This window comes from Sellimonas sp. (assembly GCF_047234585.1).
In the GTDB taxonomy this organism is placed as follows: Bacteria; Bacillota; Clostridia; order Lachnospirales; family Lachnospiraceae; genus Sellimonas; species Sellimonas caecigallum.
This window is the reverse complement of sequence record NZ_JBKSWG010000008.1, coordinates 15,564-40,984: the sequence shown is the minus strand read 5'-3', so window position 1 is coordinate 40,984 and position 25,421 is coordinate 15,564. Positions and strand designations below refer to the sequence as shown.

Annotated in this window: 17 protein-coding genes; 1 reads left to right on the top strand and 16 read right to left on the bottom strand. The window is 47.6% G+C overall.

All coding sequences use genetic code 11. The features are described from left to right. Window positions 1-2: 2 nt before the first annotated feature. The 15 genes from ACLROL_RS04640 to purF all read right to left on the bottom strand — a co-directional run bounded on the left by ACLROL_RS04640 (window position 3) and on the right by purF (window position 21,414). Complete coding sequence (locus ACLROL_RS04640) at window positions 3-380, bottom strand: BlaI/MecI/CopY family transcriptional regulator (RefSeq protein WP_087202068.1); 378 nt, start codon at window positions 378-380, stop codon at window positions 3-5. 7 nt (window positions 381-387) lie between these two features. Next, a complete protein-coding gene (locus ACLROL_RS04635) occupies window positions 388-1,404 on the bottom strand; it encodes a hypothetical protein (RefSeq protein ID WP_413067418.1) in 1,017 nt (338 codons plus the stop codon). Between the two features lie 2 nt (window positions 1,405-1,406). After that, complete coding sequence (locus ACLROL_RS04630) at window positions 1,407-2,774, bottom strand: biotin/lipoyl-binding protein (RefSeq protein ID WP_221920298.1); 1,368 nt, start codon at window positions 2,772-2,774, stop codon at window positions 1,407-1,409. A 16-nt stretch (window positions 2,775-2,790) separates the two neighbouring features. Beyond that, window positions 2,791-3,633 carry a carbohydrate ABC transporter permease gene (locus ACLROL_RS04625; protein WP_221920297.1) on the bottom strand — a complete coding sequence of 281 codons (843 nt, stop codon included), beginning with the start codon at window positions 3,631-3,633 and terminating at the stop codon, window positions 2,791-2,793. Further along, the gene (locus ACLROL_RS04620) at window positions 3,630-4,418 is read right to left on the bottom strand and encodes a carbohydrate ABC transporter permease (RefSeq protein ID WP_221920295.1); all 789 of its coding nucleotides are present in this window, start codon (window positions 4,416-4,418) and stop codon (window positions 3,630-3,632) included. Before ACLROL_RS04620 ends, ACLROL_RS04625 begins: the two co-directional genes overlap by 4 nt. 53 nt (window positions 4,419-4,471) lie before the next feature. Beyond that, complete coding sequence (locus ACLROL_RS04615) at window positions 4,472-6,253, bottom strand: extracellular solute-binding protein (RefSeq protein ID WP_413067417.1); 1,782 nt, start codon at window positions 6,251-6,253, stop codon at window positions 4,472-4,474. After that, the gene (locus ACLROL_RS04610) at window positions 6,225-6,683 is read right to left on the bottom strand and encodes a hypothetical protein (RefSeq protein WP_413067416.1); all 459 of its coding nucleotides are present in this window, start codon (window positions 6,681-6,683) and stop codon (window positions 6,225-6,227) included. Before ACLROL_RS04610 ends, ACLROL_RS04615 begins: the two co-directional genes overlap by 29 nt. Before the next feature lie 342 nt (window positions 6,684-7,025). Next, a complete protein-coding gene (locus ACLROL_RS04605) occupies window positions 7,026-8,258 on the bottom strand; it encodes a 6-phosphofructokinase (RefSeq protein ID WP_087202079.1) in 1,233 nt (410 codons plus the stop codon). 184 nt (window positions 8,259-8,442) lie between these two features. Further along, on the bottom strand, window positions 8,443-9,939 hold the full coding sequence (glpK, locus tag ACLROL_RS04600; protein WP_413067415.1) for a glycerol kinase GlpK: 1,497 nt from the start codon (window positions 9,937-9,939) through the stop codon (window positions 8,443-8,445). Window positions 9,940-10,195: 256 nt separating this feature from the next. Then, complete coding sequence (locus ACLROL_RS04595; RefSeq protein ID WP_087203197.1) at window positions 10,196-10,750, bottom strand: ANTAR domain-containing response regulator; 555 nt, start codon at window positions 10,748-10,750, stop codon at window positions 10,196-10,198. A 21-nt stretch (window positions 10,751-10,771) separates the two neighbouring features. Further along, window positions 10,772-12,061: a glutamine synthetase family protein gene (locus ACLROL_RS04590; RefSeq protein WP_413067414.1), complete on the bottom strand. Its 1,290-nt coding sequence runs from the start codon at window positions 12,059-12,061 to the stop codon at window positions 10,772-10,774. A gap of 76 nt (window positions 12,062-12,137) precedes the next feature. Next, window positions 12,138-13,619 carry a glutamate synthase subunit beta gene (locus tag ACLROL_RS04585; RefSeq protein WP_087203199.1) on the bottom strand — a complete coding sequence of 494 codons (1,482 nt, stop codon included), beginning with the start codon at window positions 13,617-13,619 and terminating at the stop codon, window positions 12,138-12,140. Then, window positions 13,595-18,157 (bottom strand): glutamate synthase large subunit, encoded by a 4,563-nt coding sequence (gene gltB, locus ACLROL_RS04580; protein ID WP_413067413.1) that lies wholly within the window; start codon window positions 18,155-18,157, stop codon window positions 13,595-13,597. The genes ACLROL_RS04585 and gltB overlap by 25 nt, the downstream gene beginning before the upstream one ends. A 21-nt stretch (window positions 18,158-18,178) precedes the next feature. Continuing rightward, entirely contained in the window at window positions 18,179-19,789 is a 1,611-nt protein-coding gene (locus tag ACLROL_RS04575; protein WP_413067412.1) for a CTP synthase, read from the bottom strand. 212 nt (window positions 19,790-20,001) lie between these two features. Beyond that, window positions 20,002-21,414, bottom strand: a complete 1,413-nt coding sequence (gene purF / locus ACLROL_RS04570) for an amidophosphoribosyltransferase (RefSeq protein WP_287448812.1) — start codon at window positions 21,412-21,414, stop codon at window positions 20,002-20,004. A 226-nt stretch (window positions 21,415-21,640) separates the two neighbouring features. On the opposite strand from purF, the gene ACLROL_RS04565 reads away from it, so the two are divergent. Next, window positions 21,641-23,752 (top strand): glutamine synthetase III, encoded by a 2,112-nt coding sequence (locus ACLROL_RS04565; RefSeq protein ID WP_087203202.1) that lies wholly within the window; start codon window positions 21,641-21,643, stop codon window positions 23,750-23,752. Here the strand turns inward: ACLROL_RS04565 and ACLROL_RS04560 are convergent. Further along, the gene (locus tag ACLROL_RS04560) at window positions 23,745-25,412 is read right to left on the bottom strand and encodes a DUF4091 domain-containing protein (protein ID WP_413067411.1); all 1,668 of its coding nucleotides are present in this window, start codon (window positions 25,410-25,412) and stop codon (window positions 23,745-23,747) included. The genes ACLROL_RS04565 and ACLROL_RS04560 overlap by 8 nt on opposite strands. Window positions 25,413-25,421 lie beyond the last annotated feature (9 nt).

Genomic DNA, 25,421 nt, shown 5'->3' with positions numbered 1-25,421 from the left:
ACCTATTCTTCCTCCAGTTCCCTCTTCCTCTTATCAATAACTTCTTCCAACTTCTGCAGAATATCTGAATCGTCAATCTCATCGATATAATGGGCAAACAATGTTTCTTTCCGGAGCATGTTTTTGATACCCTGTTCCACATCATCTGCAAACTCTTCCCGCTCTACAAGTGGTCGGTAACTCCGCGTGAGAACCGTACCACTGTATACGATTTCCGCTACTTCGATGTATTCCTTCTTTATCAGACTTCTCAGTGCTGCCTGCACCGTATTGATATTCAGATCTTCCTTTGCCTTTACGATCTCTGAGGCGATCATCGGTTTCTGCGCCTCCCAGAGAATATTCATCACTTCTGCCTGTCTTCTTGTCAATCCTAACATTTCGTTATCACTCCTCTTCTTTTTTCATGTATGTTCTTTTCTTAATTCCACCGGCAAGACACAGAGCTGCCAGTGCAGTATAGGCCAAACAGTTCCGGAACGTTTCGAAAAATGTACCGAGTATCCATGGCTTTTCCATATCCAGCAGTTCTCTGATCTGTCCTGTCAGCAGACGCATCTGTTGGGACCATCCTTCAAAATCCGAGAGCGGATAAAGGGCGATTCCCGGGTCGGACTGAAAAAAACGTATACAAATCAGAAATACCACGACTGCGGACACCGTTCCCGCGGCTGCGCTTCCGATCCACCCCATTGTCTCTTTTCTCTTCCTTTCCTTTACCATGCGGCACACATGCGCTGCTCCAGCTGCTGCGCACCCGGCTGGAATCATGGAAAGGATACATGCCGTGAGAAAATACAAAAGTGAAAGCTGCATTTCCTCCCCGCCTACTCCATAATTTGTCATTACCTTTTGCAGAAGATTTTTCTTTTCATCCGCCTTCCCGGGCTGCACAGTCATGTACTGCATCATTTCTCCTTCGTGGGCTGTCCGGATAAACAACCCTTCCTTTCCTTCTATAACCATGGAAATGATATAGTCCTTATCTCCTGCCCGGACCGTCTGACCTTTCCCTTCTGTACTTCCAAACAAGACTTCCGCCGTCTTTTCATCGATCACACACTCTCCGTCCGCCTCAGACTTATAAATGGAACTGCATTCCGGGGATAAGACAGACAGAACGCCGCAATAGATGATTTCTTTTACGTCCATTGTCCTGCCAAGGTCTGGATTTTCACAGTACTGCCTCTTTTCTTCTGACCAAAAGACAATCTGACCGGTCTCTTTTTCCAGAAACTGTTCTGTCGTATTTTGCGCACTTTGTACATTCGTTTCACTGCTCAGCCTTACAAATAGTTTTTTCTGTATTGCACGGATCTTCGCCATCTCCCCGACTGCCAGCCCGAATAAAAGGATCCCTGCAAAGATCAGCACAATACTTAAGACAATGCTTTTCTTTTTCATGTTCAATCTTTTTCCCTTACTGTTGTTCCGTCCTCGATCGTCTTGTCGCTTGTGTAAATGATGTTCTGCTGGCTCGACAACGTATCACTGTCCACGGCGGCAAACTCTGCATCCTGATCGATTACCTTTACCATAACTTTCCTCGCCACAAGCTCTTTCCCTATCATCGTATCTTTTTCTTCCGTGATGTAGACCGCATATCTGTCTGCCCCTTCCTCGTGAAGTGCCTGGAGCGGAATGCACGTATCATACTCTGCAGACTGATTACGGATCTCCACACTCACATTGGTTCCGGGGGCAAACACTGTTTCAGGAGACGTTATCACTGCTTCAAAGGAGGATAAACTATCCTCACTTTCTTTCTTCTCCTTTATGGAACGGATTTCCACATTGGTAAGGACTGCTTCCTTCCCTTCCCGGTCTTTTCCCCGAATGGTCACTCCAGAATCCTGCCCCACATACTTCGCCTCGTCCGCCCCAAGCGTGACTGTCAGTTTGATTCCGGAAGACATATCCGCCACCAGGGCACTGGCTGTAGACGGGGTAAATTCTCCTGTCCTTACAAGGATTTCCGAGACCATCCCAGCCGCGCTTGACACGATCTTTCCCTCCCGGTCTGCCAGTTCCGTCAGCTGTGACAGGTTTTTCTCTGTCTGTTCCTTCTGAAGCTGAAGCTGCTCTTCGGATGTAGAGTCCGCCCCTGTAACTTTACTTGACTCCAGATTCTGTCCCGCCGTGAAAAGCTCGTCCTCTTTCTGAGATACGCTGGCCTCATACTGGGCTTCTGCCTCTTTTAAAGCCGCCAGGAGCTGATCCTGTTCCGCCTGCGCCTCCCCCGCCTGTTCGTCTCCGTTCTCCGGCTTTTTCTTTAAGCTTTCCTCGTACGCCCTCCTTGCATCTTCCACCGCCTTTGCATCTTTTGCAAGCTGCTTCTCCCATTTGGCAGCAGTCCTATCATAATTTTCCTTTGCCTGCTTCTGCGCAAGCGCTTCTTGATTTCGTCTATCTGCCTCCTGGTTCTTGGCATCTCGAATCTGGTACTCAAGCTGTGCTATCTCGTTTTCCAGGCTGTCAATCTGCTGCCCGAGATACTCCATATCCACCGCAAACAGCGGATCTCCTACTTTCACTTCCTGCCCTGTCTTCACATAGATATCTGTAACGATCTGATTGGCTTGTGCCAGCACAACAAATTCACGGCTCTGTTCTACGATCCCGTACATTTCGATGTCGTGGTTCAGCGTGTACATTCGCGGAGTCTGCAGTGTCACATTGGCGATGGAAGCCACATAGAGCCCTCTGGAAATGACTGTGCAGAGTGCTGCAATAACCAAAAAAATCACACCTGCTCTGATTACTTTATTACGCATTTTTCTCTCTCCTGAATCATTCGTCTTTCATAAAAGCTGCAATGCCTTTCTGCATATACTCCTGTCCTGCCAGAAATACAAAAAACGGCAGGATCATTACCAGTATCGAGATGGCAAAGGAAACACCGGTTCTTGCCTCTGTGATCTGCGGCATGTAAAGAGACAGCGGCCAAAGCGATTTTGTATCCAAAAATGTCATCGGTTGTTCGATCAGATTCCAGTATTCCACAAAACTCAACATCAAGGAGCTGCAGATCCCAGCTTTTCCAATCGGCACGCCGATTTTCAAAAAAATCTTTGTCTCTGACGCACCGTCGATTCTGGCCGCATCCAGTACTTCCTCAGGTATGCTCACAAAGAACTGAAACAGAATAAACACCGGATACGTAGAAAACACAGCTGGAAGTACGATTCCCCAAAGTGAATCCAAAAGTTCCAGTCTCCTCAAAAGTAAGTACTCGGACACCATCCGTACCTGGAACGGGATCATCATCAGGATCATATAAATCCGAAAGACCGGCCGTGTGAACCGGTATCTTGCAAATCCCCACGCCGCCGGGATGCCGACAATGATCTGTCCCAGAAGGATCAGTCCGGTCATACGGACAGAATTCCAAAACAATGTCCAGAATTCCGGGCTGTCAAACACAACCTCCACATAATGCCGCAAGGTCGGATATGCTGGAAAAAAACTCCACTGAAATGAGCCCTCTCCTCCTGATATGACTGCACCCAGACTTTCTCTTAGCTCCTCCGTCCCTTTCAGCGAACCGGTAAAGAGGAACACCACAGGCAGACAGAAGACGACTATGACCATACATCCAAATATGAACTTTCCCGCTTTCTGCATCTTTTTCATCTTTCATCCAACCTCATCATCAGCCGCTTTTGAAGCATCATCACAAACGCTGCCAGCACAAGAGCCACTATAACTGCACCTGCGGCCATTTTTTCCACTGAGAAACTCTGGAACCAGTTGTTAAATACATTCTGTGTCATATAGATGGACCGATGCGGGTAGTTCCCAGTAAGCATATAAGACTCCCGAAAGACTTTGAAACTGTTCAGCACAAGCAGGAGGACAATGATAAATGCCGAGGCAGACAAGATTGGCAGAATGATCCGCCCCATCCTTGTAAAAAACCCGGCTCCGTCAAGCTTCGCCGTCTCATAAATCTCCTTCGGGATCGCATCCATAGCCGCACACCAGAGAATGACGCAAAATCCAATGTTCTTCCATATGTACAGAAGCACAAGCACCCAGAACACATATCCACTGTCCATCCACCGGATCGGATCGCCGCCGAATGCCCTGATCGTCCCGTTCATCATACCGGCATCGTCAAACAACAGCCTGCAAAACAATGTCGTCGTAGATACCGGTATGACCATTGGGAATAAAATGACCGCCTTCACGATCCCTTTATGTACAATCCGTGCATTGATATAGCAAGCCATCAGAAGCGACAGGAACAAAAGCAGCGGTACGCTTGTCAGGATGAACCGCGCAGTATTTTTTGCACTCAGCAAAAACGCTTCATTTTGCAAAACTGTGGCAAAATTCCGAAATCCGGCGAACGTCGTCCCCGATGTATTGCTGAAAGCCCTCCTTACCACATCGAAAAACGGCAGAATGGAAAACAAGAACACGCCGAGAAAACCTGGCAGAATAAAACAAATTCCTGCTCTCTTCTTCTTTATTCCTGTTGATAAAGATTTACCTTTTCTGCTGCCAGTGCCGTGCATTCTTCCAACGTCCCTTCTCCATTGATATACTTCTCTGCCTGCTCCATCACGATTTCTTTGATGGTCGTGTCGATGTAGGTGTATTCCTCCAGTCCATCTACCATATCGAAAAATTTTTCCTGTTCTTTCTTAGGGAGACTCTTGCATGGAAGTTCTATCTCCTTTCCTTTACTGTTCTTCATGGTTTCTTTATCATCAATTCCTAGTGTAAATGGATACTTAAACGCTTCCCGATTAATTGGGAAACCATTTCCCCCCATCCTTTCTTTCATTGCTTTCGAAGTCAAACAATAGGAGATAAAATCTTCTGCCTCTTCTCCATATCTTCCATTTCCGCTGGCTGCTAAAATCATACGAGGCACAAAGATTGGTTTTCCGTCTCTCCTAAAATAATCGTACGATAACCCTTTTCTTATATCTCCATAGTAATAAAGCCGCTCCACATCGTCACACCCAAGCACTCCGCTGATCGATACATCCAATTCGCCCATTGCAAGAATCCCTTCCGACCACCAGTTATCACTAAGCCATAGATGTTCCAAACTGATCATATCATTTCCTTCTCCTGTACGATTTACCGTCCAGTCATATTCCGATACATGATGGATTCTCTCAAGATTCATGTAAAAATCTCCCAGCTCTTCTTTTTCTAACTTTCCATCCTCCAAAAGATCCGGAAAATAAGTCTGGAAAAATACTTCCATATAGTTATCGCTTTCCCACCGGTCAAGCGTCAGACGATCTGGGTGTGCCTTGTGGTAATTCTCCAGATAATCCGCCAGTTTTCCGAGTGATCCAATGGAGTTTACCGCCTTCTTTTCTGCATGAATGGCCATAAGATGAAACTCCATTGGTACACCATAGATTTTTCCATCTCTCTCAAACGGTGCCGCGATGTTTGTATAATGTTCCTTTTCATCCAATACACTCGAAATATTCCGTAAAAGACCATTTTCTATGTATGAATCCGCATTGAGTTTATCCAACAGCAAAACATCCGGTCCGTCCCCTGCAGCAATCTTTGTGTTCAGCTTGCTGATTGCATCATTAGGTGTGACCCCATTTTCCCATGTCACATCATATTCATAATTGGCATGAATCTTATCTTGTGCAGAGTTAAATTTATTTACAAGATCTTGCATCATATTATCTTGCCAGAGGGAATATACTGTCAGCTCTTTTACCATTTTTACTTGGATTCCCTCTTCTATATATGTATAAATCCATACAATTGGCTTTCTGTTTTTATCTACATAATTAATTACAATTTTATTGTCCAGCATTGAGACATCTGTAAGGTATCCTTTCACATCGGAAAATGCATGGTTTTCGCCATACAGCATCTGTTCCAGGCTTTCTTTTTCTATATCATAACGGAACATCCCGTCTATCCCTATGTAAAAAATTACATTTTCCGCTGCATCGTAACACATCTTAGAATTATATCCCTGACTGCGGGATGACAATTCCACAAAACTGCTACTCATCTTTTCGCTTGTCTCCAGGACTGCTCCGGTATTTAAATCATACTGGTCGACCCGATCTATTCCGATGGCAATAATTCGATCTTCTGCCAATGTAAACTGGTTAACGAACATATCCGACTGGCCAAAAGATTTTTTCTCTTCCCCAGTCTTATAGTCATATCCCTTAATAATACCATTTGTATTTCTTCCGTACACGATACCATTCTGACAGACGATATCACTGAGTCCATCCTTTTCTGCAGCCATCTTCTTCTCTTCGAACTGTCCTTCCGGCGTCACATAGATAAAACATACCGGGGGGGGGAACTTGATCTGTCATGTTCAGGGCATCTTTTGCAATGATACAGAAAATCCCTCCATCTTCTGTAAACTGTGCTTCCGTCACAAGACTCTTCTTCCATTCTTCCGGGAGTGTTAGGTCTGCCTCCCACGTCTTTCCTTCATCCTGCGACTTCCAGGCTATCGTTCCCTGATCAAGAGTCTGACCGATTGCCAGGTAATCCCCATTGTCATCACATCTAAAGTCAAAGCAACTCGACAGTTCTTCCGGCATCTTTAATTTTTCTTCAGAAAAATATTCCGTGACTGTGTTCTCTTCTTCCTTTGGCTCAGAGTTACACCCTGATAAAAACAATGCAAATACTATCATCAAAAAATATGCCCTAAATTTCCCCATAATTCGCACCTCCTCCCTTTAATTATCATTATTTTTTTCTTATTTTTAATTTTACTCTGTTATTATTTCTTTTTCAATAGATTTTTATATTTTTATTATTTATTAATTTTTCTTTTCATACTATAATTTCTTTTTATTTTTGGTCGCTCTGTTTGCTCTCGGAGTATTCCGGATTGTAGGAAGCACAATCCAAACATACGCAATAGAAAAAAGCATAAAAAAAGCGCCGATCTGTCTCTACAAATCAACGCTTTTCTTATGATTCACACACAATTTGTCCGCGTACCGCAATATAGGGGACGTGTACCTTCTCGTTGGAACACGTCCCCTATACATTAAATTCTAGTGTGGTTTATACAAATGTCTCGGGATTCCGTCTACCATAACTGGTGATACGTCTCCCTGGATGAGTGGTTTTACATAGGTCACAAATTCGTCTGTCACGTATGTTCCTTCTTCGTTTACCCATTCTCTAGGTACCAGTTTTTCGTCGTTTGCGATCTTATGAACGTCTTTGACTTCTGTGCTGCACTGATACGGATCGTCGGAGAGACGTTTGAGTACAACCATTTTTCCGTTGTCTCCTTCGTCTGCCGCTTTGACTGCTGCACCGCCTACCTGGTATGCTTCCAGGATGTCCACTCTGGACGCACAGTGTGATGCGGATCTCTGAAGTGTGCTCAGCTCGATCGCTCTTGTCTTGCATCCGATTTCGTGCGCCACATAGTTTGCCAGATATGCAGCTGTTCCGGTAAGCTGCTTATGTCCGAATGCATCCACGAAGTCCACGCTTGTTCCGAGTTCGCACACATATCTTCCGTCTGCCAGATGGATTCCTTCGGATACTGCCACAACAACGGATGTTTTCTTTGCAAGAAGGTCTTTGATCCGTTCCATAAAGTTATCAAGATCGAATGTCAGCTCTGGGAGATAGATCATATCCGGTCCTGCGCAGTCTTCTCCTTTTGCCAGTGCCGCTGCTCCTGTCAGCCAGCCTGCATTTCGTCCCATGATTTCCACGATCGTTACGAGGCCTTTGCTGTATTCCAGACAGAAGCTGTCGCGGATGATTTCTTTGATGGATGTTCCGATATATTTTGCCGCACTTCCATATCCTGGTGTGTGGTCTGTAAGAGCCAGGTCATTGTCGATCGTCTTTGGACATCCGATGAAACGGGTTTTAAATCCTGTCACGATCGCGTAATCGGAGAGCTTTTTGATGGTATCCATGGAGTCGTTTCCTCCGATGTAGATGAACGCTTCGATCTCCAGTTTTTCCAGGATCGCGAAGATCTTTTCATACACTTCCCTGTCTTCGTGGATTTCCGGAAGTTTATACCGGCAAGATCCAAGATACGCCGCCGGCGTACGTTTCAGAAGCTCTGCGTCCAGTTCATTTGTGATGTGTTCGGAGAGATCGATATACTTTTCTTCCAGAAGTCCCTGGATGCCGTGAAGCATTCCGTATACTTTTTTCGCTCCTCTGTCTTTTGCTGTGCGGTAAACCCCCGCGAGACTGGAATTTATTGCAGCGGTCGGACCGCCAGACTGTCCTACGATTACATTTCCTTTCATTCCTTCTACCTCCGTATTCTTTTCTATACCCTTTGTGCGCCGCCGGCCTCTCCACCGGAAGCGGGAACAGGATCAAACACATTTTGTTCCAAACAGCATATATCTATATTAGTATATTTGTACAGTATTGTCCATCTTTTTTTATTTTTTTCGTTATTTAATACAATTATATGCCTTAGTTTGTCTATTCCTCTCTGGCCCAGTCAAAGGCATACCGAACCGCTTTTTTCCATCCTTTGAGTTTTGCCTTTCTCTCCTCTTCCCCCATCTTCGGCAGAAATTCCCGATCCATAGCCCAGTTTTTCCGGATTTCTTCCGTATCAGACCAGTACCCTACTGAAAGTCCCGCCAGGTAAGCGGCTCCCATCGCCGTCGTCTCCACGCATTTTGGACGTTTGACCGGGGTGCGGTTGATATCTGCCTGTACCTGCATCAGAAAATTGTTGGCGCTGGCTCCCCCGTCCACTTTCAGAGATGTAAGCGGGATTCCTGAGTCTGCTTCCATGGCGCGTATGACATCGTGCACCTGATAAGCAAGCGATTCCAGAGCCGCCCGGATGATGTGGCACTTATTGACTCCCCTCGTAATGCCCACGATCGTTCCTCTTGCATACTGATCCCAGTACGGCGCTCCCAGACCGGTAAAAGCCGGAACCACATAACATCCATTCGTATCGTCTACCTTTTGGGCCATATACTCGGAATCCGCCGCCGAATCGATAAGCCGCATCTCATCCCTCAGCCACTGAATGACAGCGCCTGCTACAAAAATGGATCCTTCCAGGGCATAGTTTACTTTTCCATTCAATCCCCAGGCAATGGTTGTTACAAGCCCATTCTGGGAAAACACTGGTTTTTCTCCGGTGTTCATCAGAAGAAAACACCCCGTACCGTAAGTATTTTTTGCTCCTCCTGCTTCAAAGCACGTCTGGCCGAACAGTGCGGCCTGCTGATCTCCGGCCGCTCCCCCGATGGGAATAGATCCCCCGAAAAATGCCGGATCCGTCTGCCCGTAAACAGCGCTTGACGGTACCGCTCTCGGCAGCATACAAGCTGGGATTCCCAGAACTTCCAGTATCTCTTCATCCCATTCCAGTGTGTTGATATTGAACATCATTGTCCGTGAAGCATTGGAATAATCTGTCACATGGACTCTTCCCTTTGTCAGTTTCCAGATCAGCCATGTCTCTACCGTTCCAAATAAAAGTTCCCCTTTTTGCGCCTTCTCACGCGCTCCGTCCACATTTTCCAGAATCCATCTGAGCTTTGTCCCCGCAAAATAAGCATCGATGGTAAGCCCTGTCTTTCTTCGAAACCATTCCTCCAGCCCGCGCTCTTTCAACTCATCACAGTATTCCGCCGTTCTCCGGCACTGCCAGACAATGGCATGACAGACAGGATTCCCCGTCTCTTTTTCCCACACGACGGCAGTCTCCCTCTGGTTGGTAATTCCGATAGCTGCAATGTCTTTGGCGGATGCCCCGATCTTACTCATGGCTTCCACCGCCACTCCAAGCTGCGTGGACCAGATTTCGTCTGCATCGTGCTCTACCCATCCTGGTTTTGGGAAATACTGGGTAAACTCCTTCTGTGCGGCGCTTACGATCTCTCCTTTTTGATTAAACAGAATACAGCGGTTGCTCGTCGTTCCCGCGTCCAGCGCCATAATATATTTTCCCATCTTGACACCTCCTAGTATTGGCTGTATTTACTTTTATTTCTTCTCAATTTTTGTAAGGCTGATCACAGATGCGGGGAACAACAACGACACGAGATTCTGTTCCCCCTGCTGCAAGTATCGTTTTTGTTATTGTAGCATATCCCGGATCATGCGGGCAACACTATCCATCTCCATCTGCATGATATAAAAAAGGATATGCCCCTGAACGGTTCATACCCTTCTTTTTCTTCGCTTACCTTTTCTGTATCAGAAAACATTATATTTCATTGTAAATCAAAGCCAATATCATCTGAGCCGTCTCTGCCATATTCGTGCCTGTATCCATACTGCTTTTCTGGATATACCGAAACGCCTCTTCTTCGGTCATATGGTTGCGCTCCATCAACACATATTTGGCGTTCCGAATGTAATTTTCCTCCTTCTCCGTACGCCTCGGTTTCGATTTCTTTTTCTGATTTGCACGGCAGTTGACATGCTCAATCATCATACGGACCGTACTGATCAATTCGTTTACCCTGACCGGCATCGTTACCGCCACAAGTCCTGACTGCCTCCGGGCACTGACCTTCTGTCTTGAATCCAAAAGAAGCAGTTCAAAATATTCTGGCAGACAGTCCAGAAGTTCTGTATAGTCCGCATCCAAAAGTCTGATCCCGCTGATTACAATCCCGTGGGAAAGACGCTCCGTCTCCTGCAGAACCGCCGATACGCTCCCCGCTGTGTACACATTCCGGAAACCATGCCGGATCAGTATTTCCCTGATTTTCTCCACATCTGCTGGCCGCGGCAGTGCAATGATAATACTTCCCATTCTCTTGCTCCCTGCTCTGCACTAAAACCTGTGTAAATACTCCCTCAGCTCCCAGTCTGTTACCTCTTTTGTGTAGAGATCCCACTCTTTTGATTTTTCCCGGATATACACATCGGCATATCGGTTCCCGCAGATTTTCTGCAAAAACGTATCCTGTCCAAAAGCCTGCAGCGCCTCTTTGAGTGTCCCCGGCAAAGCCCCTGCCTTTTCTCCTGCTTTTAAAGGAACCATCTTTTCACGGATACCGGAAAGTCCTGCCGCCACCGCAAATGCAATGAGCATATAGGGATTGGCTGCCCCGTCGGGCAACAGCCATTCGATCCTGACCTGTCCTTCGCTCCCTTTTGTCACACGGATCGGCGCCTCTCGGTCGGTAAGCGACCAGAAAAGTTCTGTCGGTGCGTGGAAACCGGATTTCAGCCTTTTGTAAGAATTGATGATTGGGTTTGCAATAGCTGCCATCCCGTTCATGTGAGCCAGGAGTCCGGCTATGAACGAGTATGCTTCCTGGCTGAGCCCGTTTTCTGCCTGCTCATCTGCAAAAATATTTTTTCCGTCCTGAAATCCGGTAATATGGATCGCCATAGATGAACCCGGCAGATCGGTGCGCGGTTTCGGCATGAATGTAGCATGCAGGCCATGACGCTGCGCGATCGTCCGCACGGTTGTCCGGAAAGTCACAATCTGATCTGCCGCCCTTATCCCTTTCGCCTGCCTGAAATCTACTTCGTGCTGTGCAGGCGCATCCTCATGGTGGGAAGACTGAATCTCAAATCCCATCTCTTCCAGGGTAAGGATCATATCTCTCCTCACATTCTCTCCCTGGTCCAGCGGAGCAACGTCCAGATAATTCGCCTTTTCCCTCGTGTATGTCGTCGGATTCCCCTCTTCGTCCGTCTCGAAAAGGAAGAACTCGCACTCCGGATCAATATCGAAATCATACCCTTCCTCTTCTGCCTTTAAAAGAACATTCCTGAGAATCTGCCTTGGGCTTTCCTGGATCCGCCTCCCTTCCCGGTCGGTCAAATCACACAAAAACCGCGCTACCTTCCCCTGCTGCGGCCGCCACGGAAGAATCGAGAATGTATCAATATCCGGCTGCAAGAACAAAGAGCCATACCCCAGCTCCCGCATTCCGTGGACACGCTGTCCCTCGATCATGCACTTTCCGGCAAGCGCCTTTTCCATCTGCCCGGCTGTGACTGCAATATTTTTGATCGTTCCGAACAAATCTACAAACTGCAGACGAATAAACTTCACATCTTCCTCTTCTATGATCTGCAGGATTTTCCATTTTTCATATTTTCCCATTTTTATCCTCCATACAAGCGCCAGTCTTTCTTTTTATTATAATCCGCTTCGTTTTCCCCTGCAAGATGCAACCTGGCTACCGAAGATTTGTATAGCCCATAAGTGAGCGATCCACCGCCTTTGCCGCCTCCCTTCCCTCTTTTATGGCCCATACAACCAGCGACTGGCCTCTTCTCATATCTCCTGCCGTGAAGATATTCTTCCTCGACGTTTGATATTTTCTGTCCATAACCGTATTTTTCTCTGTCTTCTCTACCTGAAAAGCATCCATCACATACTCCTCCGCTCCGGTAAAACCAGCGGCAATCAATACCAGATCGGCCGGTATTGTCCGCTCACTCCCTTTCACAAAAACCGTCTCGGTATGTCCGGTATCCCGGTTTTTTTTGAATTCCAGCCGTACCGTCTTAACCCCGCGCACTTCCCCTTTTTCATTTTTGACAAATTCCTTGACCGTCGTCTGGTAAACTCTTGGATCCTCCCCGAACAAACAGATTGCTTCTTCCTGTCCATAATCTGTCTTGCGTACTTTTGGCCATTCCGGCCATGGGTTTCTTTCCTCTCTTTTCTCTGATGGTTTGGGCATCATCTCTAACTGTACGACAGATCGCGCCCCCAGACGGATCACTGTCCCTGCACAGTCATTTCCTGTATCTCCGCCGCCGATGATAACGACATGTCTGCCTTTTGCCAGCTTATATGGCACATTTGCAAAACGGCTGTCCAAGAGTGCCTTTGTCACTTCTGACAGGAAGTCTACAGCAAAACGGATCCCTTTCGCATCTCTTCCAGGTACGTTGATGTCCCTTGGCCTGGATGCTCCACATGCCAAGATAATCCTGTCAAACTCATCCTGGATTTCCTGCGCCTTTCCTTCCTGGGCTGCGTCCGTGCCAGTCACAAATGTGATTCCTTCTTCCTCCATCATCCTTCTTCTTCTTTCGATGACAGACTTGTCCAGCTTCATATTGGGGATCCCATACATAAGCAGTCCCCCAATCCGGTCGCTGCGCTCGAAAACCGTCACACTGTGTCCTCGTTTATTCAGCAGCAAAGCTGCGGAAAGACCGGCCGGCCCACTTCCGATGACCGCTACCTTTTTCCCGGTACGCACGCTTGGGGGAGCCGCATCCACAAGGCCATGAGAAAATGCATATTCGATGATGGCGCGCTCATTTTCTTTTGTGGACACCGGTTCCGTATGGACACCGCAAGTGCATGCCGCCTCGCAGAGAGCCGGACATACCCTGGATGTAAATTCCGGCAGACAGTTCGTCTGCTGCAGTCTCTGATATGCCTGATCCATCCTTCCTCTGTAGACGAGATCATTAAATTCCGGCACCAGGTTGTGAAGAGGACAGCCCGATGTCATCCCATTTAACTCTTCCCCGAACTGACAGAACGGAATCCCGCAGGCCATACACCTTGCGCCTTGCTTTCGCTGTTCTTGCTCAGGTAAGGGCCGGTGAAACTCCTGAAAATCATGGATTCTCTCTTCGGGTTTCTTCACAGCTCCAATCTTTCTTTTATATTCTAAAAATCCTGTCGGTTTTCCCATTCTTTCTGTTCCTCCCAGTCTGTCTGCCCTGTGCTTTCATAAAAAGCTTTGATCTTTGCTTCTTCCATGCTCATGCCGAGTTCCCGATATTTGTCGCTTAATTTCAAAAGGTTCTTATAATCTTTCGGTATAATCTTTTTAAATTTCGGGACATATGCCTGGAAATCGTCCAGTATTCTTCTCGCCTTTTTTGACCCTGTTCTTTTTACATGCTGTTCCAGAAGGTCTCTCACTTCTTCCTTGTCTCTATCCTCCGTCAGTTCTTCCATCCATATCATGGATGGATTGATATTTCTGTACAGAGAATTCGTCTCGTCCAGCACATAAGCGATGCCTCCGCTCATACCTGCCGCGAAATTTTTTCCGGTCTTTCCGATGATTGCCACTTTTCCACCGGTCATATACTCGCATCCGTGATCTCCTACCCCTTCCACTACCGCAGCAGCTCCGGAATTCCGCACGCAGAATCTCTCTCCAGCTATCCCGTTTATGTAAGCGTTCCCGGAAGTCGCTCCATAAAGGGCGACATTCCCGACAATCATATTCTCCTCTGCACGATATGTACTGTTTTCCGGAGGGCATACAGCCAGCGTCCCCCCGGAAAGCCCTTTCCCAAAATAGTCATTGGAATCCCCCCGCAGCGTAATGGTAAGCCCTTTTGGAATGAATGCTCCGAAACTCTGTCCTCCGTTTCCTGTACAATTTACTTTATACGTATCATCCGGAAGCCCATCCGGATACTGTCTCGTGATCTCTGATCCAAAAATCGTCCCGAATGTGCGGTCAGTGTTTCTTACATGAATCGAAAGTTCTCCCGGTATTCTTTCTTTCAGCTTTTCTTTCCATTCTTTTACAAGCACTGTCTCATCCAGCGTCTTATCGAGCCCAAAATCGTATTCCTCTTCCTGATTTTTTTCCCCTGCTTGCGGATACCGGCAGACAGCGCTTAGATCCACCTTTGCGGCACGTGTATGTGCAGGGTATTCCCTTACTTTCAGAAGATCCGTCCTTCCTACGAGCTCATCCACTGTCCGGATCCCAAGTCTTGCCATATATTCTCTGAGTTCCTCCGCGATGAATTCCATGAAATGTATCACATATTCCGGTTTCCCTTGAAAACATTTTCGAAGTTTCGGGTTCTGTGTGGCCACCCCCATCGGGCATGTATCCTCGTTGCAGACTCTCATCATAACACATCCAAGCGCAACAAGCGGTGCCGTGGCAAACCCGAATTCTTCCGCCCCCAGCATGGCCGCCACCGCCACATCACGTCCGCTCATCAGTTTTCCGTCCGTCTCCAGGCGAACCTGTCTGCGCAGTCCGTTCTTCAGTAATGTTTGGTGTGCTTCCGAAAGGCCAAGCTCCCACGGAAGCCCTGCATTGTGGATCGAACTTCCCGGCGCCGCCCCTGTCCCTCCGTCATATCCGGAAATCAGTATCACTTGCGCTCCTGCTTTTGCGACTCCGGAAGCAATCGTCCCTACTCCTGCCTCCGATACGAGTTTTACAGAAATTCTCGCCTCTTTGTTTGCGTTTTTCAAATCATATATCAGCTGCGCCAGGTCTTCTATCGAATAAATATCATGGTGAGGAGGAGGGGATATCAGGCTGACACCTGGTGTGGAATATCGGGTTCTGGCGATCCACGGGTATACTTTTTTCCCCGGCAGGTGCCCTCCTTCCCCCGGTTTTGCTCCCTGCGCCATCTTGATCTGAATCTCATCCGCACTTACCAGATAACGGCTTGTAACCCCAAATCTCCCGCTTGCCACCTGCTTGATAGCAGAGCACCGGTCTTCTTTTGTCCCTTTGGACAGAAAACGTTCCGGGTCTTCCCCTCCTTCTCCGCTGTTGGATTTCCCTTGTATCTTGTTCATAGCCAGCGCCAGCGTCTCATGTGCTTCCCGGGATATGGATCCATAGGACATAGCGCCTGTCTTGAATCTTTTCACAATAGATCCTGCACTCTCTACTTCTGAGATCGGCACCCCTGTTTCAGGATAATTGAAATCCAAAAGGCTTCTGAGATAACCGGTCTCCTCACCATCAGCAAGTTTCGTATATGCTTTGAACATAGTGTAGTCGTTCTTCCAGAGAGACTGCTGCAGCAAATGAATCGTCTTCGGATTATACCGGTGGTATTCTCCCTGGCTGCGGAATCTGTGACGTCCAATACTCGGGAGCGTCCGGTCCGTATCCAGTCCCAGAGGGTCAAATGCTTTCGTGTGCAGTGTCTCTGCATCCTTCTGGATATCCGCAAGCGTGATGCCTCCCACGCGGCTGATCGTATTTGTAAAATAAGCGTCTATAACCTCTTTTGAAATTCCGACAGCTTCAAAAATCTGTGCTCCCTGATAGGACTGAAGCGTGGAAATGCCCATTTTCGATGCAATCTTGACGATCCCTTCAAGGACTGCTTTGTCGTAGTCGTGAATCGCTGCATGGCAATCTTTATCCAGCAGTCCATTCTCTGTCATCTCCCGGATTGTCTCATGAGCCAGATATGGGTTGACAGCACAGGCGCCGTATCCTAAAAGTACTGCAAAATGGTGAACTTCCCTCGGTTCTGCCGATTCCAGTATCAATGCAAGCGAAGTACTTTTTTTCGTCCTTACCAGGTAGTGATGGACCGCCGAGACAGCAAGCAGCGATGGGATTGCCACGTGGTTTTCATCCACGCCTCTGTCTGTTAACACCAGAATATTGGCCCCTTCTTCATATGCTTTGTCCACCTGGATAAACAATCTGTCCAGCGCCTTTTTCAGAGGAGTGGATTTACAGCAGAGAATGGATACCTGGGCCGAGCGAAGTCCCGGTTTCTCCAGCGCCTTGATCTTCATCATATCCGTATCAGACAAAATAGGGTTTTTTACTTTCAGAACACGACAGTTTTCCGGACATTCCTTTAGCAGGTTCCCTTCTTTCCCGATATAGATACTCGTGGAAGTCACAATCTTTTCCCGTACGGAATCAATCGGCGGATTCGTGACCTGGGCAAACCGCTGTTTAAAATAATAGAATAATGGCTGATGTTCTTTTGAGAGAACCGCAAGAGGCGTGTCCGCTCCCATAGACTCAATGGACTCCGCCCCGTTCAGCGCCATCGCGTAAATGGAATCGTGATAGTCTTCATATTCGTATCCAAATGCAAGGCGGAGACGTTCGCACTCTTTTTGCGTATACTCTTTTGCCTTCTGGTCCGGTATCTCCAGGTCTTTCAGTTCTGTCAAGTGCTGATTCAGCCATTCTCCGTAAGGCTGTCTCCCTGCATAATATGTTTTCAGCTCTTCATCCCGTATGATCCGTTTTTGTACCGTATCGGCCACAAGCATCTTTCCTGGGTGGATCCTTCCTTTCTCCAATATATCTTCCTCCCGGATGCCAGCCAGCACCCCAACCTCGGAAGCAAGGAAAAGACAGTTGTCTTTCGTGACGTAGTATCGGGATGGCCTGAGTCCATTGCGGTCGAGAACCGCCCCAAGGATATCCCCGTCGCTGAAAAGCACAGATGCCGGTCCGTCCCATGGCTCCAGCATTGTGGCGTAATACTGATAAAAATCTTTTTTGTCTTGCGTAAGCGTGTTATCGTTCTCCCACGGCTCCGGGACAACTGTCATCACAGCCAATGGCAGTTCCATACCGTTCATTGTGAGAAATTCCAGTACATTGTCAAGCATCGCCGAGTCTGATCCTCTTCTGTCTACCACTGGAAGGATTTTAGGAAATGCCTCCTGGAAACAGGCTGAACGCATGTTTTCTTCCCTGGCCAGCATTTTATCTGCATTTCCCTGGATCGTGTTGATCTCCCCATTATGCACGATAAATCTGTTTGGATGTGCTCTCTCCCAGCTGGGTTCTGTATTCGTGCTGAATCTGGAGTGGACCAGGGCGATGGCTGATTCATACTCCGGATCCTGAAGATCCGCAAAGAACAGACGGAGCTGCCGTACAAGGAACATTCCTTTGTAAACGATCGTCCTGCTGGAAAGGGAAACCGGATACGTCTCCGGACAGCTTTTTTCAAATTCCCTTCTCACCACATAAAGTCTCCTGTCAAATTCAATCCCTTTTTCTACATTCTCCGGCTTTTGGATAAAAGCCTGCCAGATATCCGGCATGCAGCCGCGCGCTTTTTCTGACAACACTTCCGGAACAGAAGGCACCTGTCTCCATCCAAGGAAGACAAGACCTTCTTTTTTCACAATCGTTTCAAACATTTTGCGATCCCGGTTTCCTCGCAGTTCGTCACTTGGAAAGAAAAGCATACCCACTCCGTATTCCCTTTCTTCTCCAATAGAAATCCCGATTTTTTTGCATTCTTTTTTGAAAAAACGGTGTGAAATCTGAAGAAGAATTCCTACCCCGTCCCCGGTCTTTCCTTCCGCATCTTTTCCAGCTCTGTGATCCAGATTTTCTACGATCTCCAATGCCTGCCTGACAACGTGATGTGTCTTTTCCCCATCTATATTTACGACTGCTCCAATCCCGCAGTTATCGTGCTCCAGCATGGGGCAGTACAGCCCTTTTCTCTCTTCCATTCTTTCCCAGTCCTTTCACGTTTATTTTTTGCCAGCCAGATGCATCTGTGCCGCCTGCACAAATCCTGCAAACAGCGGATGCGCCCGGTTTGGCCTTGATTTGAATTCCGGGTGTGCCTGCGTTCCTATATAGAAAGGATGATCTTTTAACTCGATCATCTCCACGATACGTTTATCCGGCGATAATCCGGATAATACCATGCCCGCCTTTTCAAGAGCCTCCCTATAATCATTGTTGACTTCATATCGATGGCGGTGTCTTTCCGTGATCTCTTCTTTCCCGTACAGCCGATATGCCAGGGAATTTTCATCAAGAATACACGGGTACGCGCCCAACCGCAGTGTTCCTCCGATATCCTCCACATCTTTTTGCTCCGGCATCAGAGCAATTACCGGATGCAAGGTGTCTGGATGGAATTCACTGCTTCCGGCATCGTGATACCCCGCCACATTCCTGGCGAATTCCACAATGGCCATCTGCATCCCCAGACAGATACCAAGATATGGAATCTTCTTTTCCCTTGCATATTGTGCCGCAAGGATCATCCCTTCTGTCCCGCGTCTTCCGAAACCGCCTGGAACAAGGATGCCGTCCACTTTGTTCAGCACCTTGTCCGTCTCTGATTTTTCCAGCTCTTCTGAGTCCACCCACCGGAACCGAATATCCGTATGGGTTTTGATTCCGCCGTGCTTCAACGCTTCCACAACGCTCAAATATGCATCGTGCAGCTGAGTATATTTTCCCACTATGGCAATCTCCACTTCCCGATCCGGCTTCCGAAGCGCTTCTACCATCTCTTTCCATTCCAGAAGATCCGGCGTCCTCTGCTCCAGGTGCAGGCATTTGAGCGCCGCCTCTGCAAGATGTTCTTTCTCCATGGCAATCGGCGCCTCATAAAGATATTCTACATCCAGATTCTGAAGAACCTGATCCGAAGGCACATTACAGAACAATGCGATCTTATCGCGCATCTCCTGCGATACCGGGTACTCAGACCGGCACACCAGGATATCCGGCCAGATGCCAAGTCTTTGCAGTTCTTTTACGCTGGCCTGTGTAGGTTTTGTCTTCATCTCCCCCGATGCTTTGAGATACGGTATGAGAGTAACATGGATCAGAATGGCATTCTCTTTCCCTACATCGTGCTGAAACTGACGGATGGCCTCCAAAAATGGCTGGCTTTCAATATCCCCCACTGTTCCTCCCACCTCGATGATGGCGATCCTGTCCTCATCCGGATTCTTGGCGCGGTAGAATCTGCTTTTGATCTCGTTTGTAATATGCGGAATGACCTGTACAGTTCCCCCGCCATAATCTCCATGACGCTCTTTATTGAGCACCGACCAATAGATTTTCCCGGAGGTCACATTGGAGTTCCTGTCCAGATTTTCGTCGATAAACCGTTCGTAATGTCCCAGATCCAGATCCGTCTCTGTCCCGTCCTCCGTCACAAAGACTTCTCCATGCTGGATCGGATTCATCGTCCCCGGATCCACATTGATATACGGATCAAACTTCTGCATCGTTACCTGATAGCCCCTGGCTTTCAAAAGCCTTCCCAGAGAAGCCGCTGTAATCCCTTTTCCCAGCCCGGACACTACTCCTCCAGTCACAAACACATATTTTACCATTTCTGTTTCCTCCTCTTTTCTATAAATCTCTATGCCGCATTGCCCTGAAACAAAAAAAGCGGCAAAGAGCCCTGAAATGCGTTGCTTTGCATCTCAAACCGACCCCTTTGTCGCTTTTCATCCCTGTTCTGTTTTAGTATTTCCGAAAAGAGCTTCGAAAATAATTATTTTTTTACTATACTCTTCTTTTTTTCATTTGTAAACCCCTGATTTTATTTCCCTGGATCAATCGGATATCTGTTGTCGAAACATGCCTTGCAGATTCCCATGTCCCCGACCATGGTCTGTAAATCCTCAATCTTCATATACCCCAGAGAGTCCGCTCCTATCATCTGGCGGATCTCCTCCTCCGTATGGGAAGACGCAATGAGCTGATCGTTGGACGGCACATCTGTCCCGTAGTAGCACGGATAGAGAAATGGCGGCGCGCTGATCCGCACATGGACTTCCTTTGCCCCGGCTCCTTTGAGCATCTGGATCAGATTCGCCATGGTCGTTCCTCTTACAATGGAATCATCCACAAGAACGATGCGCTTGTCTTTTACTACAGATTCCAGGACATTCAGCTTGAGCCTGACACTGGATTCCCGTTCTTGCTGCGTCGGCTTGATAAATGTCCTCCCGATATAACTGTTTTTATAAAAAGCAGCCTCAAACGGAAGTCCCGCTTCCATAGCGTATCCCCTTGCCGCAGTAAGGCCGGATTCCGGTACACCGGTTACCATATCCGCTTTTGCCGGATAGGCTTTTGCAAGAGCCCTGCCTGCCCGTATCCGTGCATCGTACACCTTAACGCCATCCATCCTGCTGTCCAGACGGGCAAAATAGATATATTCGAAAATACAGTGCGCCCTCTCTTTCTGCTGCAGTTCTTTGTTGGACCGGATTCCTTCTGCCGTAACAGTGATCATTTCCCCCGGTTCGATATCCCGGATCAGCTCTGCCCCAACCGCAGAAAGCGCACAGCTTTCCGATGCCACCACGTAAGCATTGTCTCTTTTGCCGAGACAAAGAGGTTTTAGTCCGAATGGATCTCTCACTGCGACAAGCTTTCTCGGACTCATGATGACCAGTCCGTACGCTCCTTTGATCTTTCTTGCTGTCCTCAGCACAGCTTCCTCCACACTGGCCGTGTGGACGCGCTCTCTGGCAATAAAATACGCGATCATCTCTGAGTCTGTCGTCGTGTGGAAAATGGCGCCTCCATAGACAAGCTCTTCTTTGAGTTGTTCTGCATTGACCAGATTTCCATTGTGGGCAAGGGCAAGCGTCCCTTTGATGTAGTTCAGCACCAGTGGCTGTGCATTCTCTCTTGTGGACGCTCCCGTGGTAGAATAGCGCACATGGCCAATGCCGAGATTGCCATGAAGTCTGGAAAGATTTTCCTCCTTAAACACCTCTCCCACAAGGCCAAGATCTTTGTGATAAGAGATATTCCCTCTTGGCCCTTTCGTGTCAGATACGACGATGCCGCAGGATTCCTGCCCTCTGTGCTGCAGCGAACAAAGGCCGTAGTAGACAGAAGGTGCCACATCCTTTCCATCTATGTCATAAATGCCGAACACTCCGCACTCTTCCTTTACGCCGCTTATTTCCAACTGATTTTTCATACGCTTTGTACTCATTTTTCTGTCCTCCGAAAGCTTGCTCTGCTTGATTTTGATTTTATACTAAGACATTTTACCCATCTTCCTCCGCTTTTCAAGGCTTTTTTCTGTTTTTTTCAAAAAATGTTTGACAAAGCAAAAAAAAGGTGTATACTGAGATGACATAAAGCAAAGGCGCTTTGGCATGGATCCAAAGCGCCTTTTTGCATTTTATTTATAGCTCAAGGAAAGGGGTATTTGCACTATGAAAGAAACAGGAAATTCTATTCCGGAACTATACGGCTCCCTTGTATTCAATGACAAAGTCATGCGGGAACGTCTCCCAAAAGACACGTATAAAGCACTCCGAAAAACGATAGAAAACGGAACGCATCTGGAACTGGATGTGGCGAATACTGTGGCGGCAGCCATGAAAGAATGGGCTGTGGAACACGGCGCCACCCATTTTACCCACTGGTTCCAGCCTATGACCGGTTTTACCGCCGAAAAACACGACAGCTTCATCTCGCCGGATAAAGCCGGTCAGATCATTATGGAATTCTCCGGAAAAGAACTTATAAAAGGCGAGCCGGACGCTTCCAGTTTTCCTTCCGGCGGTCTTCGCGCCACATTTGAGGCAAGAGGCTACACTGCCTGGGATCCGACTTCCCCTGCCTTTATCAAAGACGGTTCTCTCTACATTCCAACCGCCTTTTGTTCTTACAGTGGGGAAGCGCTGGATAAAAAGACGCCTCTCCTCCGATCTATGGAAGCCCTGAACAGGGAAGGAGTGCGCCTTCTCCATCTTCTGGGAAGAAAGGACGTACGCAAAATTGACACTACAGTAGGCTCTGAACAGGAATATTTTCTTGTAGACAAAGATTTGTATAAAAAAAGAAAAGATTTGCTTTTCTGCGGCCGCACACTGCTCGGCGCTCCCGCTCCCAAAGGGCAGGAAATGGAAGACCACTATTTCGGTGTCTTAAAACCAAAAGTCGCATCCTACATGCATGATCTGGATGAAGAGCTCTGGAAGCTTGGCGTGCCGGCCAAGACCAAACACAATGAAGTGGCTCCTGCCCAGCATGAGCTGGCTCCTGTGTTTGATACGGCCAATGTGGCAGTCGATCACAATCAACTTATCATGGAGATCATGAAAAAAGTCGCCGATAAGCATCATCTCGCCTGTCTCCTGCACGAAAAACCATTTGAAGGAGTCAACGGAAGCGGCAAACACAACAACTGGTCCATCGTGACAGACTCCGGAGAAAATCTTCTTGATCCTGGGAAAACACCGGCTGAAAATACCCAATTTCTTCTCTTTCTTCTGGCCGTCATCGAAGCGGTAGACGATTACGCAGATCTGATGAGAATATCTGTGGCAAGCGCCGGCAACGATCATCGTCTCGGTGCCAACGAAGCGCCTCCTGCTATCGTTTCTATCTTCCTGGGAGACGAATTGACCCGTGTCCTTTCCTCCATTGAGAGTGGTACGGATTTTGCCAAAGAGCAGCAGACCCTTATGGAAATCGGCGCCCATGTCCTTCCTCATTTTGCCAAAGATACGACGGATCGGAACCGTACGTCCCCATTCGCTTTCACTGGAAACAAATTTGAATTTCGGATGCCTGGAAGCGCCCTTTCAGTGGCGGGTCCCAATGTGATCCTCAACACAGCAGTAGCGGAATCCCTCCAAAACATCTGCGGCAAACTCGAAAATATCCCCGAAGAAAACCTTCATGACGCCATCCAGAATCTTCTAAAAGAAATGATCCGACGTCACAAACGGATCCTCTTTAACGGGAACGGCTACACGGACGAATGGATCAAAGAAGCGGAAAAACGCGGTCTTTACAACCTGAAGTCTCTGCCTGATGCTCTGCCTGAGTTTATCTCGCAAAAAAACCTGGATTTATTCACAAAGCATCATATCTTCACAAAAGAAGAAATCTTCTCCCGCTATGAAATCCTTCTGGAGAATTACGCAAAGACCATCCATATCGAATCCCTGACCCTTCAGGATATGGTACGGAAAGATTTTACACCCGCTCTTTTCTCCTATATGGCGGATATTGCATCGGAAGCCCTCGAAAAAAAGAAACTCCTTCCGTCCCTTTCTTCTTCATACGAAGAACAGATCATCCGAACGTTGACCGAATCATCCGAATCCATCTCTGTCCTGTTGGAAAAACTGTGTGCAGATACAAAAAAAGCCGAACAGCACCAAGATACTCTTGATGCCGCCCGGTACTACCACGATACAATCCTTTTGGATATGGAACTGCTGCGTGGCTCCGTGGATCAGGCAGAAGCGATCATACCTGGAACGTATCTCCCCTATCCGACATACGATGAACTTTTGTTCTCCCTCAGATGAGCAGTTCGGCTCTTTTTGCTATTTCTCTGTTGATCCGGTTCCTAAGCTGAAGAAGGTACATATCGGATTTCGGATAACATTTAAATGTCATCGGCTCTGCAAGTTCTCCTTCGATGCAGTCCATGACAAACTCCCTTCCAGCCAGGGATTCCAAAAGCTGGCATGCTCTCAGATCCTGGAGCGCTTCCTCATGTACCATCATGCGGATGGATTCTTCCGGGAACCCATCCGCCCCCGGATATACAAGGAAGGCATCTCCCGACGGGAATCCCCCTCCTGCATCCGTTACTTCGTACGGATTGATATGTTCCGTGGAAAACTGGGTGTTATAAAAATTGTATCCCCAGTGGAGAATTCCGACAATCTGGTATTTGTAAAGCTGAAGTCCGTAAATCCGATTGCGCATGGACGGCATGGACATGAAACGGTTGCTGACTTCATAGAACTGTCCGACACAGTAATACGTCCACATATCCGTCAGGCCATGAGACAGAAATTCTTCGATTTCATTATTTCCCGGTATGGGCTTGTCCACAAGCCCGTACCTGTAAAACTCGTAGCTGGAAAGCGCGTCAAACGTATGGAATCCATCCAGAAGCCCTTCTATGGATTCCTTGGCCGCCCGGTAACTGTCCAGATGTTCCTCTCTTGGCTCATCGGAAAGATGGAACCATGTATTCTGGCTAATTCCCCATTCTTTTAGCTTCTCCTTGAGCTCCGGCAAAAATGCATGGAGAAACTCCGTGTATTGTCCCACCGCCGGTGTATGCCAGCCAAAAATCTTTTCTTCTCTCCCATCGATATCTGCCACGATCTTCGGTGCATACATGGCTCCCCATTGGGAAAACAGATGGCTCATCTCAAAATAGCGGATTCCGCATCTTCGACACAGATCTACCCATCTTTTCAGTCTCTCAAACCCAAACTGATACTGCCCGCTTTTCACTTTCACATCCACCAGCTGCGTCGTAGTCCGCTCTTTTCCGACTGCCACATCCAGTGCCGGCGTAAAAAGCGGTGTGAGGATCATATTTCCTCCTCGTTTCACATACTCGTGCAGAAAATTTTCGATGATCTTCCAGTGTTCTTCTGAAAATACAGGAACCTGATAATAGTCCGCCAGACAGTCAGGATAGAACCATTCCGTATGCATGATCTTCTGCTTTGGAAGAACAGCGTCAAAGATATGGATCTGTGTGTCTGACTGACAAAGTATAGATCCATCTTTTTCAAGACTGATCCGGATATCGTACACTCCCGGTTCCATGTCTTCCGGTATCTCAATATCAATCCAGAGACTTCTCCATTTTCCTGGAAATATATCTGCTTTTCCTTCTTTTAATTCTCTTAAAAGATCCGGATACATTCCTGAGGTAGTCTTCAGATAATTGTCATCCACTTTCGGGCAGCAGGCCCTCCCAACAGGAACATTTTCCACACTTCTTATATGCATATACTCCCGGATTGGGGATTCCAGCACCACATCCACCCGCTCTTTCGCAAAAGAGTCTGTCGTGCAGGCGGCCTGGAAAGACACCGTCTCCCCCTTGAGTCCTGTCAAGACCATGCATTCCGGCCGATACACCGGAATCTCATCCAAAAAGACTTTCTCCAGTGAACTGACAAGTTTCATTTCAAAATTTACTTCTGTTTTTTGCATAGCGTTTCC

Excerpts from the sequence above, each read along its gene's own strand:
- gltB (WP_413067413.1), bottom strand. The coding sequence starts at position 18,157 with ATGGAAGAGAGAAAAGGGCTGTACTGCCCCATGCTGGAGCACGATAAC.
- glpK (WP_413067415.1), bottom strand. The coding sequence starts at position 9,939 with ATGGGAAAATATATTATGGCGCTGGACGCGGGAACGACGAGCAACCGC.
- ACLROL_RS04605 (WP_087202079.1), bottom strand. The coding sequence starts at position 8,258 with ATGAAAGGAAATGTAATCGTAGGACAGTCTGGCGGTCCGACCGCTGCA.
- ACLROL_RS04560 (WP_413067411.1), bottom strand. The coding sequence starts at position 25,412 with ATGCAAAAAACAGAAGTAAATTTTGAAATGAAACTTGTCAGTTCACTG.
- purF (WP_287448812.1), bottom strand. The coding sequence starts at position 21,414 with ATGAGTACAAAGCGTATGAAAAATCAGTTGGAAATAAGCGGCGTAAAG.
- ACLROL_RS04575 (WP_413067412.1), bottom strand. The coding sequence starts at position 19,789 with ATGGTAAAATATGTGTTTGTGACTGGAGGAGTAGTGTCCGGGCTGGGA.
- ACLROL_RS04615 (WP_413067417.1), bottom strand. The coding sequence starts at position 6,253 with ATGGCTGCAGAAAAGGATGGACTCAGTGATATCGTCTGTCAGAATGGT.
- ACLROL_RS04610 (WP_413067416.1), bottom strand. The coding sequence starts at position 6,683 with ATGGGGAAATTTAGGGCATATTTTTTGATGATAGTATTTGCATTGTTT.
- ACLROL_RS04590 (WP_413067414.1), bottom strand. The coding sequence starts at position 12,061 with ATGGGAAAATATGAAAAATGGAAAATCCTGCAGATCATAGAAGAGGAA.
- ACLROL_RS04625 (WP_221920297.1), bottom strand. The coding sequence starts at position 3,633 with ATGAAAAAGATGCAGAAAGCGGGAAAGTTCATATTTGGATGTATGGTC.
- ACLROL_RS04635 (WP_413067418.1), bottom strand. The coding sequence starts at position 1,404 with ATGAAAAAGAAAAGCATTGTCTTAAGTATTGTGCTGATCTTTGCAGGG.
- ACLROL_RS04630 (WP_221920298.1), bottom strand. The coding sequence starts at position 2,774 with ATGCGTAATAAAGTAATCAGAGCAGGTGTGATTTTTTTGGTTATTGCA.
- ACLROL_RS04595 (WP_087203197.1), bottom strand. The coding sequence starts at position 10,750 with ATGGGAAGTATTATCATTGCACTGCCGCGGCCAGCAGATGTGGAGAAA.
- ACLROL_RS04640 (WP_087202068.1), bottom strand. The coding sequence starts at position 380 with ATGTTAGGATTGACAAGAAGACAGGCAGAAGTGATGAATATTCTCTGG.
- ACLROL_RS04565 (WP_087203202.1), top strand. The coding sequence starts at position 21,641 with ATGAAAGAAACAGGAAATTCTATTCCGGAACTATACGGCTCCCTTGTA.
- ACLROL_RS04585 (WP_087203199.1), bottom strand. The coding sequence starts at position 13,619 with ATGGGAAAACCGACAGGATTTTTAGAATATAAAAGAAAGATTGGAGCT.